11 protein-coding genes are annotated in these 12676 nt (G+C 36.6%); 3 read left to right on the forward strand and 8 right to left on the reverse strand.

Annotated features, from left to right (window positions below):
- Window positions 1-51: 51 nt before the first annotated feature.
- The gene (locus PVA17_RS11840) at window positions 52-1317 is read right to left on the reverse strand and encodes a dicarboxylate/amino acid:cation symporter (RefSeq protein WP_274067792.1); all 1266 of its coding nucleotides are present in this window, start codon (window positions 1315-1317) and stop codon (window positions 52-54) included.
- 283 nt (window positions 1318-1600) lie between these two features.
- Entirely contained in the window at window positions 1601-2650 is a 1050-nt protein-coding gene (locus PVA17_RS11845; protein ID WP_274067793.1) for a TRAP transporter substrate-binding protein, read from the reverse strand.
- A 112-nt stretch (window positions 2651-2762) separates the two neighbouring features.
- Between PVA17_RS11845 and PVA17_RS11850 the strand changes: the two genes are divergently transcribed.
- Together PVA17_RS11850 and PVA17_RS11855 are read left to right on the forward strand one after the other, a co-directional pair.
- Complete coding sequence (locus tag PVA17_RS11850) at window positions 2763-4343, forward strand: ATP-binding protein (protein ID WP_483308020.1); 1581 nt, start codon at window positions 2763-2765, stop codon at window positions 4341-4343.
- A gap of 198 nt (window positions 4344-4541) precedes the next feature.
- Window positions 4542-5243 carry a response regulator gene (locus PVA17_RS11855; protein WP_132356800.1) on the forward strand — a complete coding sequence of 234 codons (702 nt, stop codon included), beginning with the start codon at window positions 4542-4544 and terminating at the stop codon, window positions 5241-5243.
- 177 nt (window positions 5244-5420) lie between these two features.
- Here PVA17_RS11855 and PVA17_RS11860 read toward each other — a convergent pair whose 3' ends face one another.
- Both PVA17_RS11860 and PVA17_RS11865 read right to left on the reverse strand, forming a co-directional pair.
- Entirely contained in the window at window positions 5421-6389 is a 969-nt protein-coding gene (locus tag PVA17_RS11860) for a 4-hydroxy-3-methylbut-2-enyl diphosphate reductase (protein ID WP_132356799.1), read from the reverse strand.
- Window positions 6390-6461: 72 nt separating this feature from the next.
- Complete coding sequence (locus tag PVA17_RS11865; protein WP_274067794.1) at window positions 6462-6998, reverse strand: 4-hydroxy-3-methylbut-2-enyl diphosphate reductase; 537 nt, start codon at window positions 6996-6998, stop codon at window positions 6462-6464.
- A gap of 370 nt (window positions 6999-7368) precedes the next feature.
- Here PVA17_RS11865 and PVA17_RS11870 point away from each other — a divergent pair, with 370 nt between their 5' ends.
- Window positions 7369-9057: a methyl-accepting chemotaxis protein gene (locus tag PVA17_RS11870; RefSeq protein WP_274067795.1), complete on the forward strand. Its 1689-nt coding sequence runs from the start codon at window positions 7369-7371 to the stop codon at window positions 9055-9057.
- A 310-nt stretch (window positions 9058-9367) separates the two neighbouring features.
- On the opposite strand, the gene PVA17_RS11875 is transcribed toward PVA17_RS11870, so the two are convergent.
- From PVA17_RS11875 to PVA17_RS11890, 4 genes are all read right to left on the reverse strand, one after another.
- A complete protein-coding gene (locus PVA17_RS11875; RefSeq protein WP_132356796.1) occupies window positions 9368-9547 on the reverse strand; it encodes a FeoB-associated Cys-rich membrane protein in 180 nt (59 codons plus the stop codon).
- Between the two features lie 10 nt (window positions 9548-9557).
- Window positions 9558-11537 carry a ferrous iron transport protein B gene (gene feoB, locus PVA17_RS11880; RefSeq protein ID WP_274067796.1) on the reverse strand — a complete coding sequence of 660 codons (1980 nt, stop codon included), beginning with the start codon at window positions 11535-11537 and terminating at the stop codon, window positions 9558-9560.
- Window positions 11534-11761, reverse strand: coding sequence for a FeoA family protein (locus PVA17_RS11885; RefSeq protein ID WP_274067797.1), 228 nt, complete (start codon window positions 11759-11761; stop codon window positions 11534-11536). The genes feoB and PVA17_RS11885 overlap by 4 nt, the downstream gene beginning before the upstream one ends.
- 115 nt (window positions 11762-11876) lie before the next feature.
- Entirely contained in the window at window positions 11877-12581 is a 705-nt protein-coding gene (locus tag PVA17_RS11890; protein WP_274067798.1) for a response regulator transcription factor, read from the reverse strand.
- Window positions 12582-12676 lie beyond the last annotated feature (95 nt).

A 12676-nucleotide genomic window follows, 5' to 3' on the forward strand; every position in this document is an offset into this window, starting at 1 on the left:
AAAAGGCTGGCCGATAATGTGAATTTCTTCACTACCGGACAGCCTTTCGTTTTAATGTTGAGTTGTGACTTCTCCTGCAAGAGCACGTTTTTCTTGCTCTGGATCGAATTCTTTTTCCATTTTTGAAACGACAACTGTTGCTACACCATTACCAATTAAGTTTGTAACGGCACGAGCCTCTGACATAAAGCGGTCGACCCCGATTAAAAGGGCAATCCCTTCTACTGGAATCATTGGGAATGCTGCTAATGTCGCTGCGAGTGTAATAAAGCCAGAGCCTGTTACACCGGCTGCACCTTTAGATGTTAGCATTAAAATAGCTAGTAATGTAATTTGATGCCAAACATCTAAGTCTACTCCATATGCTTGTGCGATAAAAATAGCCGCCATAGATAAGTAGATGGACGTACCATCTAAGTTAAAGGAGTACCCCGTTGGAATAACAAGCCCAACGACTTGTTTAGAGCAACCATAGTTTTCTAATTTACGCATCATCGAAGGTAGGGCAGATTCTGATGATGATGTTCCAATAACGATAAAAATTTCATCTTTAATATATTTAATAAACTTAAAGATACTGAATCCAAAGTAACGTGTAATAAGACCAATGATGACTACGATAAAGATAAACATTGTAATATAAACGGAAAGCATTAAAAATCCTAAGTTTCCTAGTGATTTAAGTCCGAAGTTTCCGATTGTGTAGCTCATAGCGCCAAATGCACCAATCGGGGAAACTTTCATGACCATATTAACAATTTTAAAGAATATATCTGCAACTTGTTCGAAAAATTTAATAACTGGTTTAGCGGGTTCACCAATAGCTGCAGCAGCTATGCCGAATAAAACAGCGGAGAATAAAACAGGTAATAACTCGCCATTTGCAAGTGCTCCGACAACATTATCAGGTATAATTTGCATGATAAATGCACCAATACCATGCTCTGTAGCTGCTGCTGCCTCTGTATATTGGGACACATCTGCACCGTTCGCAGCAGCTGTATTAAAGCCTTTACCAGGTTTTACGATATTGACAACGATTAAACCGATCGCTAATGCGAAAGTAGAGACAATTTCAAAATAAATTAATGCCTTCCCGCCAATTTTACCAACCTTTTTTACATCGCCCATACTACCAATTCCAATAACAACTGTTAAGAAAATGATAGGAGCTATTAACATCTTAATTAATTTAATAAAAATATCTGCTAATATTTTCAACTTCGCTCCGAATTCAGGGAACGTAGCACCTACAATAATACCTAGCACAATAGCAATCAGGACTTGTACTGTTAAGTTTTTAAAATTTATACGCATAAAGTTCTCCCCTAACACTGTTTATGAATATTATGTGAACGCTTTCATGAAGTTATCTTAGCTGAAATTTTCCGACAATAGTTTTTATGACCGTAAAGTTTCTATTGTTCATTTTGTTCAATTTTAGTTGGGAGATCAATAAAACTAGTGATATCAGGGGTTTTAAGCTGTTTTATAGTAGTTTTGTAATTTTAGAACCTATTATAATACACAAGAAAAAAATCCCCACGCTAGTGAGGATTTTATCATTAATGAACAAAAGTATGAATCGCACATTAATACTTTAAGGAGAAACAATTTTTTCAATTTCTGATAAAACATCATTTTCTTGTACATTGCTTCTATAAAAATCATAAACAGGCGCTAGTTTGTCCTTAAAGCGTTGGCGTTCCTTATTACTCATCGTATAGATTTCAAAGTTTTCCTGCTGCTTAAGTTTTTGCAAATCTTCTTCGTTCATTTCTACTGCTTGTTCAAATTGCCAGTCTGTTGTTTCTTTCATAGCCTCCATTACCTGTTGTTGGATATCTGAAGGTAAGGATCTCCAAAATTTGTCATTCATTAAAACAGCGTATCCTAAAATGCCGTGCTTAGTTAATGTCATATGTTTCTGCACTTTATAGAAACCTTTAGAATAAATATTTGACGCTGTATTTTCCTGAGCATTAATCGTATTTGATTCTAAATCAGAAAAAACCTCGCTAAAAGAAGTTGGGATTGGTGTAGCCCCAACTACTTCGAATTGCTTTTCAAGGGTTTTACTTGGCATTGTACGGACACGTAAGCCTTTTAAATCCTCAAATGTATGAATAGGGTGATCGACAGAGGTTAAATGTTTAAAGCCATTATGCCAAAAGCTCAGTCCTTTAATATGAAAAGGCTTAAGCTCATTTAACAATTGTTCACCGATCGAACCTGTCAGTACCTCATGTACTTCATCATCCGTATTAAAAAGGTATGGTAAATCAAGAACCTGCCAATTTGGTATATAGGATGTCATCTTTGAGAAAGTAGGGATAATCATTTCTACTTGTCCATTTTGCAAAGCCTGAAACTCGTTTTCATCATTAAACAAGGAGGAGTTTGGGTAAACGTGTACCTTCACCTTGCCATTTGTTTTTTTCTCAACAAGCTCGGCGAATTTACTTGCCGCCTGTCCTTTTGGTGTATTCTCAGCAACAACATGACTTAAATGAATCGTAATTTGCGTATTCAATCCTTTTTGCTCATCGTCATAGGGAAGAGGCTTGGCGAATAGTAAGCCTTGTTGAACACCAAACGCTATCGTTAACAATAAAACGGTTGCAATTGTACCAATAATAAATTTTTTCATCTATTACACCTAATTTATTCGTATTTTCTGATGTTTTTGTTATTCTAACATATGGAGTAAGTTAAAATATAGTAAGAGGGAGGCGTACATCTTGAAATTTCAAAAAATATCGATGAAGAGAAAAATTATGTCTCTGACTTTTTTTATTCTCATGCTCTCCTTTAGTATAGGTGGAACATTTTTGCTAGGGTTCGTCATGACTGTGCAAAAGGATAAGCTTGGAGATCAGGCTTTACTCGTGGCAAAAACAGTATCACAGCTTCCCGAGCTAAAAACTTACATATCAAATAAAAATTTTAACGAGGCTACGAAACACATAAATCCTGTAGTGGAGGAAATACGTGATATAAATGGCGCACAATATATTGTTGTACTAGATATGCAAAGGCGTAAGTACTCACATCCAAATACAGAGGAGATTGGGCAAATCTCGGAGTCAGGAGATCTAAACGCTGCGTTTTCTGAGCATTATTATACATCCATTGCACATGGTGAACATGGAGATATGGTACGAGCATTCGTCCCAATCATGAGTAAAGAAGGTAAACAAATAGGCGTAGTAGTAGTAGGCTATAGTGTTTTAACTGTGGCAGAGTTGCTACAATCTATTCAAACAGAATTAATGATTACTATTTTATTATCTCTGTTCTTTAGTGCATGGGGGGCTCATACATTAGGGCTTCATATGAAAAAGCAAATGTTTGGGTTAGAGCCTCACGAAATTGCTAAAATGTATGTAGAAAGAACCGAAACATTTAACGCGATGCATGAAGGGATCATTGCTATTGATAATGATTTGACAATTACAATATTTAATGAAAAAGCATGTGACATTTTGGGGGTTCACAAAAAACCTTCAACATTAATAGGGAAGAAAATTTTTGACGTGTTACCTGATACACGATTACCGGAAATATTGGAGTTAGATCAACCCATTTTTAATCGAGAGCTCTATATTAATGAAAACAATATTATGAGTAATCGAATACCAATACAAGTTAATGGAAAAACGGTTGGGGCTGTAGCCATGTTTAAGGATCGTACAGAAGTGAAAAAGCTTGCAGAGGAACTAACGGGTGTTAAGGCATTTGTACAAGCATTACGCGTACAAACACATGAGCATAAAAATAAATTGCACACAATTGCTGGTCTATTACAACTTGGACATCATGAACAAGCACTTTCTTATTTAACACAAGTAAAAGAAGAACACGATGAAATTACAAACTTTCTAAATGAACGGATTAAAAATGAAAATATTTCCGGGCTATTGCTTAGTAAAATTTCCTATGCAAAAGAACAGGGAATTCTACTGGAGATTGATAGGGAAAGCCGTTTGACAACATTTCCTAACAATTTAGATCATCATGATTTCGTTATTTTATTTGGTAACTTAATCGAAAATGCTTTTGATGCATTAAGGGATGTACAAATTGAAGAAAAAATAATTCATGTTTCTGTTGATGAAGATGAGGACGTGCTGGCAATATTAGTAACGGATAATGGTATAGGCATGACGAATGAAGTCAAGGCACATATTTTTGATAATGGCTATTCGACAAAAGAGAATAAAGGTCGAGGCATTGGACTTTTTTTAATACAAGAAATTGTACAAAAAGGAAAAGGAGAAATCGAAGTCATAAGTGAACCGAATAAAGGAACAAGCTTTTTAATAACTTTTTACCATACTTAATAGGCTCATTAACAAATGCTGGACGACTCATGATGTCCCTAAGAAAGCGCTTGGTTGTATGGAAGGTCAATTCTATGAGTAATGAGTTGAAATAGCAGTGAGAATTTCTATGGGAACCGTGTGGCGCTCTCATAGATAGCTTCCTTAAGTAAAAATTTGCACATATAGAGATAGAACAAAGTGTATGGAGGACTAACAGTGACACAAACAAAGGTTTTATTAATAGAGGACGATCCAATGGTGCGAGAGGTTAATCGCCAATTTATTGAAAAGATAGTTGGATTTGAAGTAATTGGACAAGCCTCAAATGGAGTTGAAGGGATTGCGCAAATTCAAAAACTTAAACCAGAATTAGTATTTATGGATATTTTCATGCCAGAGCAAGATGGCGTGACAAGTTTACGAAAAATTCGTGAACTCAAGTTACCGGTAGATGTAATTACGGTAACAGCTGCTAATGATATGGAAACTGTAAAACAGGTCCTACATCTTGGTGTCTTTGATTATATTATGAAACCTTTTTCATTTGAACGAGTGCAAGGAACGCTTGAAAATTATTTGCGCTTCAAAAAGCAAATGCAATCGGAGCGTGAAATAACACAAGGAGAGCTGGATGAGTTATTCCATTATCACGGAGGACATAATGAAGCTCAGCAATCAAACGTCTTACGGTCAGAAAAAAGTTTACCTAAAGGTTTTAATCGCGCAACGCTAGAGAAAGTGGTGCACTATTTGCACTCTGTAGAAGGAGCATCAGCAGAAGAAGTAGCCAGTGGTGTAGGTATTGCGCGTGTAACAGCAAGAAGATACTTAGATTATTTAGAGAAGCAAGAGGAAATTACGATGGATGTGCATTATGGTGGTATTGGTCGTCCAGTCAATTATTATTTTAGTAAATAATGAGAAATCCTGATTGTCAACATAGACAATCAGGATTTTTTTCTACTATAGATCGTCTAGACTAAAGCGCTACTTCCTCGAGGTCGTTTCGATTGTCGTGCAAACTGGTGAGCGTTTCTGTTGCTTCTGGCTCTCCAGTGCTTGTCGGATGTAAACGAACGCTTTAGCACATGATTCTTAGTAAGGCATAATTTTATCAACAGGCTTTGGTGATTTAATTTTAGGTAAAATTTTATCTAATGTAACTGTACGCTCAATGATATGTGTTGATTCATCATTTTCATCGAAATGCTCAAGGAATGAAATAACCTCTTTTACAATGGGTGTTGGCGTAGAAGCACCTGCTGTAACAGCGACAGCATTAATTCCTTTTAACCATTCAACTTTTAGCTCAGAAACGTCAGCAATTCGATAAGATGGCGTCCCTGCTATTTCAACTGAAACTTGCGTTAAACGATTCGAGTTATTGGATTTTGGGTCACCAACAACAATAAGTAAATCTGCCTCCCCAGCTTGCTGAGCAACAGCCTCTTGGCGGACCTGGGTTGCCAAACAAATTTCCTTATGCACTTCAATATGTGGGAATTTCTCTTTTAAACTATCCATTAAATGAGCAACATCCCATTGACTCATCGTCGTTTGATTTGTTACTAGTAATTTATCATTCGTTAAATTTAATGCATCAATATCAGTAGACGATTGCACTAAATGTACATGATCAGGTGCAACCCCAATTGCTCCCTCTGGCTCGGGATGGCCTTTTTTACCGATATAGATAATATCATAGCCATTTGCTGATTTTTCACGAATTAAATCATGTGTAACCGTTACGTCAGGACATGTAGCATCAATGGATACTAAGCCTTTTCGCTTTGCAATTTCACGAATTTCAGGTGAAACACCATGTGCTGTGAAAATAACAGTGCCAGTTTCAACTTGTTCGATAATTTCTAAACGATTTTCGCCATCTAATGTGATGATGCCATCTGCTTCAAAGGCATCCGTGACATGTTTATTATGCACAATCATACCTAAAATGTAGATAGGTCTTGGTAATGTTTTATCGAGTGCGGCGTTTCGAGCGATGACCATCGCATCAACAACACCGTAGCAATAGCCACGTGGATTAATTTTTAATACTTGCATGGTTGTGACTCCTTTCAAGCTTACCTATCTACATTATAACGGACAGGGACGGTGAATACAAAGAAACCTTATTTACATAGGCGGCTGGAATATACGAGGCTTTGATGGAAGTGGTTCAGCAGGAGTAAATGATCCATTTTGTCGTCGAGACGCTTTTCGACTTTTAGTAGAACCAGATCCGCTAGCCGCTGCTTCAGCTGCTACTGCTCCAGCCCCTGCGGCAGCTCCTGCAGCAGGAAGACCTTGAAATCCTTTATACAATTTTAAAAGTGACGGAATATTTTTTACCATTGGCATTGCTTGCTGAATGTAAGGTGTATATGTTTTCGCGGAGTTAAATAAATTATTCGCCTGCTGCAAAAATGAACCGATTTTTGAAGGTTCCTGCATTGGCATTTGTCCTCCAAATGAACCTATTCCACTGGACATAGGAAAGCCACCGGGAATTCGTGGCTGATTTGGGAAGCCTCCAGGCGGGAAAAAGGACTGCGGTGGCATTTGTGGAGGTGTTGGCATTTGCATTGGCATTTGCATCGGCATTTGCATTGGCATTTGCATGGGCATTCTCATGCCACCAGGATACATCGGGAACTGTGGTCTAAATACCATAACGATCTCCTTTCGATAGTGATTTAACATAGATGACATACTTGATTATAAATATGATATGCAGATGGGTAAGCTAGCGTTCGACACGCACAAATAAATAACTAGATCCGTTGTAAATGTATTCACTGTATCCTGTAATGTTTACTTATTTCATCTGTTGTAATAATTGGTGAAAAATTCTTGAAAACTACATATTTTTTTTATTTTTCCGGTCGATAAGAAAGGTATAATGTTTTGTTGGTAAATCATTACGTGGCAAAAATGAAGAATTCGAAGTTAGTTTGGTAAATATGTTACATTAATGTAAATAAATTGTTAAAATATTTTCTATCAGACTAAACTATTAGAGGTTAAAAATAGGAGGTATTTTGTGTCAATTAAAGTAAGAAGTATGGTGTCGTTTGGCCTTATCGTAGTATTCGTTTTAATTATGGGGGTATTTCAACAACAAAATGCTAAATCTCAACTGGAAAAAGTACATTTGATGAAAGAAAAAACACTTCAAACGACGTTATTAGCAGATGAGATGAAGCTAGCAGTTGTACAGGTTCAGCAGTATTTGACTGATATTAGTGCCACAAGAGCACTCGATAATTTAGATGATGGATTTGAACAGGCAGAAAAATATAGCAAAATCTTTTATAAAGATTTGGAACAAGTGAAAAAAATGCATCAGGAAGACCAGGAAAGATTAGATGCGATTAAAATAGCGTTTGATAAGTACTATAGTACTGGTCAGAAAATGGCTCATCGTTATATTCAAGATGGGCCTGAGCAAGGGAATAAAATGATGCTTGAATTTGATACTACTTCAGTTGAGATTAATGACAAAGTAGATTTGTTTCAACAAGAAAACATTACAGACATGCAAAATTCTTTAGCACATGTGGATAAGCTTATTAATAATAATAAACAGTGGTTCTTATGGATGTTCTGCATTATTTTATTGATTTGTGTAGTAGTTGGGATTATATTTGTACGTTCCATCGTTGTCCCTGTAAATAAGCTAACTTCTGCAGCGAGGGTCATTGCTAAAGGTGATTTATGTCAAAAGGATATCGAAGTTAAAACGAAGGATGAAATTAAAGAATTGGCCGATTCTTTTAATTTGATGAAGTCTAATTTACATTCACTAATACATAGCATGACTGCAAATGTTGAGCATACATCATCAGCGGCTGAAGAACTAGCAGCAAGTACAGAAGAAATTTCAAATTCCTCACATGATATTGCAAACCTTGTAGAGAGAATGGCGATTAGTGATACCCAAGCGGCTGTTACAGGTCGTGAAAGTTCGATAGCAATGGATGAAACCGCTCAAGGTGTTCAACGTATTGCTGAGGCTACTCAAATGCTTCATTCTAAAGCAGTAGACACACAATCTATTGCAAATGATGGTGAAAAAACGTTGCATATTGCAGAAAGCCAAATGTCAATTATCCAACAATCTTCAAATACAACAAATGAACGTATTAAGAAGCTAAGTACGCAATCAGCTGAAATTGTTAATATTACGAAAGTAATTACTGACATTACTGAGCAAACAAATCTTTTAGCATTAAATGCTGCGATTGAGGCGGCTCGTGCAGGAGAGCATGGTAAAGGCTTCGCGGTCGTAGCAGATGAAGTGCGTAAATTAGCCGAGCAATCCAAAGCTTCTGCCAATCAAATAGTAGATGTAATAGCACTTATTCAGCAAGAAACAAAAGAAGTAGAAAATGCCGTAAATGTAACAGTATTGAATGTAGACGAAGGTGTCACATTTATTCAGAATGCCCAAAATGCCTTCGATGGAATTTTAAAGGCGATTAGTGATATGACATCTCAAATCGAGGATGTATCTGCTTCTACGCAACAAATTTCTGCGAGTACTGAAGAAGTGGCAGCATCGGTCAATGAAATGTCCTCTTCTTCCAAGCATGCTGCACAACAGTCTGAAACAATAGCAGCGACAATAGAAGAGCAAGCTGCGACTATTCAAGAAATTAACGCTGTTGCTAAGGCATTAAGTGAAGAAGCTGTGTCCGTGAAGGAAGAAATCAATAAATTTAAAATATAAGGACCATTACCAAAATGTGTAGTTTATTTCCGTTCAACTGGACGCTAATAGATGTTTTTTGTGCGGAAGCTTAGCGGCAGCAGTAACAACACGATGTTGGTCGCGAAGGCGTTCTGATCCTCAAGGAGTTCAGACCAGCCTTCACTATACACTGTAACAAATGTCATCACTAACTTTTGGTACTGAAACATTTAAAGTACGTTTCTAATACTTAAGCTTTAGAAGAAAGCACTTCATGTCTAAAAGCTCACAAAAAAGCGAGGTAGTTCCAATGGAATTTTCCATTTGGAATTACCTCGCTATATTTTATTTATTTAGTATTAAAATCTTCCAGTTTGGTAGGAGGGACACAAACGTTAGAGGAACAACTCTTCTGTAATGAGCATGATGCGCATTTGCCCTTTTTCTGCTTCTTAATGCTCTTATATAAAGTAATACCAGCATAGCCAAATATAATACTACCGATTAAGATATTAATTAATAAAGTCATCCTCTACACCTCACATCAATAAATTCCCAATACCATAAATCATAAGTGCAATGAGATAAGCTACAACAAATGGATAGATGGTTGCAAATAAAGTCCATTTCACAGACTGTGTTTCCCTTTTTATTGCGCCTACTGTTGCTAAACAAGGCATATAAAGTAATACAAAGGCCAAGAATGTATAAGCACTTAAAGCAGTAAAATGAGTTGTCATTGTAGATGATAATACACCTTCACTTACACCATAAATAATCGCCATTGTCGAAACAATTACTTCTTTTGCCAGGAACCCAGCAATAAGGGATGCACCGGCTTGCCATGTTCCAAAGCCAAGAGGGATAAACAGCACACCAAAAGCGCCCCCAATAATGGCTAAAAAGCTGTCATCCATATTGACATTAGCACCATGTGGTCCAAGATAAGAAAGAAGCCAAATTATAACGGAGCCTGCAAAGATAATAGTACCAGCTTTGCGGAAAAATCCTTTCCCTTTTTCCCAAGTGGAACGCCAAAGTGTTTTAAGTTGTGGTACATGGTAGGCTGGTAACTCAACGAAAAATACGGAAGTTTCATTTTTTAAAATTGTCATTGATAATATTTTTGTTACAATAAGCGCTATGACAATACCCATAACATATAGTGAGAATACTACTAATGATTGATGTGCAGAAAAGAATGCAGCACCGAACAAAGCATATACAGGTAGCCTTGCTGAGCAGCTCATAAACGGCGCAACAAGAATTGTTAATAGTCGTTCTCTCGGCTGTTCAATTGTTCTCGCTGCCATGACACCTGGAACATTGCATCCAAAGCTTACAATCATCGGAATAAAGGCTTTGCCGTTTAGACCGAAAAATTCCATAAGGCGATCCATTACAACAGCAATTCTCGCCATATACCCTGAATCTTCTAATAGTGAAATAAAGAAAAATAGGACAAAGATTTGCGGAATGAAAACTAAAACACCGCCAACACCTGCAATGATACCATCACATATTAAATGAACAATAAAAGGAGCTGCACCAATAGCTTCTAAGCCATGAGTAACAGCATCTGAAAGAGGACCACTTACAAAGCCATCCAGGAAATCCGAAAGAGGGGTACCAATCCATGCAAACGTTGCTTGAAACATTAAAAACATAAGTGCTAGGAAAATCGGAACACCTAAAATTGGATGTGTTAGAATTTTATCAACTTTCTCTGACCATTGAGTTTCACTTTTCTCTTGTATAATTACTTCACTATTGATGGTAGAAATATATAAATCACGTTTTTTAGCAATCGCTTTATTTAATGGTTCTCCTATTTGCTTCTCTAAAGTATCTCGAATAGTAGCTAGCTTTTCAAAGTATTTCTTGTCATGCAAATAAGCGTCAACAGCGTCATTTCCCATTAAAAATTGAATCGTACACCATCTTCTTTGTTCTTCAGGAACATGCTGTAACAATGCTTCAATTTTTGAGATGCCTTTTTCAATTACGTCATCATAGGCTAATGTAAAACGTTGTTGAGTACGATCTGAGGCTTGAATAGCAGCATAAATACCTTCGACACCTTTACCCGTACGAGCACTTATTGGAACAACAGGTACTCCTAAAGAACTTTGTAATTTCTCGACATCAATTGAGATGCCTTTCTTTTTCGCTACGTCTATCATATTTAAACAGATGAAAACAGGCTTTCTAAGTTCAAGTATATCTACTGTTAATTGCATATTTCGTTCGAAATTTGAGGCATCGATAATATTTAAAATTCCATCTACCTGATCTTCCAGTAAAAAGGAAGTAACAACACTTTCATCTTTTGAAATAGGGTTAAGCGTATAGACACCAGGTAAATCAATTATTTCTTTTTGTAGTTTTTTTACTTGTCCTACTTTTTTTTCAACGGTTACACCACTCCAATTGCCAACATATTCATATGAATTTGTCAACGTATTGAACAATGATGTTTTACCGATATTCGGGTTTCCTATTAAAGCTAATCTACTCATATTTGTTCGACCTTTATATCCATTAAATCTTTTTTTCTAAGCCCGATTTTCTGTCCTTGACATTCTAGTATACAAGCTCCAGAAAACCATCCTTTTTGGATCATACAAACCTGACAGCCTTCTTTAATACCAAAAGCGTTTAAACGTTTACATAAAAGAGTGTCAATTTGCTGTAGATCTTTCACTTTAACTTTTTCACCCAATTGAACAGCGTGAAGGTTCATAAGATCTACCTACTTTCTTTTCAGTGATAATCATTATCAAATAAATAGTATCATTTTTTATCCAGTCAATCAATAATAAGTTTGCCGTCTAAAGTAATATTGGAATAGTTATACCTTATGTTTCATCGTGACAACGAAGCATTCTGTACCCAACGCGGACATGTGTCTGGATGAACTTTGGGTTAGCTGGATTATCTTCTATTTTCTTTCGAAGAGTAGCCATAAAAACTCTTAAACTTGGAACATCCGATTGAAGTGCGTTATGCCAAACTTCCTTTAAAATAAAATTATGCGTTAAAACTTTGCCGACATGCTTTGATAAAATAACCAATAGCTTATATTCAATAGGCGTCAAATGTACTTCTTTGTCATGTACAAACACTGTATTTGCCGCGTAGTTTATTTGTAAATGGCCATTTACAAAGATAGAGGGTTCATTTTCTAGCTGATGCTCAAATGACATTCTTCTCAAAGCTACTCGAATTCGGGCTAATAGCTCTTCAACACTGAAAGGCTTTGTAACATAATCGTCTGCACCGGCATCTAAAGCATTGATTTTATCGTGCTCTTCGCCGCGTGCACTAACTACGATAATAGGTGTTTGAGTCCAGCTTCTTATTTTCGTAATAAGCTCTACACCGTCTATGTCTGGTAGTCCTAAATCCAAAATAATAACGTCTGGATTCATGGCAAGAGCCTTTTGTAAAGCACTATTACCATCTCTAGCAATGTCAAATTCATATTGCTGAGTAGTTAATGTCATTTTAATTAAATTGCCAATGGCTATATCATCTTCTACTACTAGAATTCGTTTATTCATCGAAATTCATTACTCCTTTTTAGTTCATCACCATAAACGTGTCGTTGATTTCTATGCCGACTCGTGCTTTTTGGGGCATTCGCTTAGGATAGCCT

The sequence above is a fragment of the Lysinibacillus sp. CNPSo 3705 genome (assembly GCF_028674935.1).
Classification (GTDB): domain Bacteria; phylum Bacillota; class Bacilli; order Bacillales_A; family Planococcaceae; genus Lysinibacillus.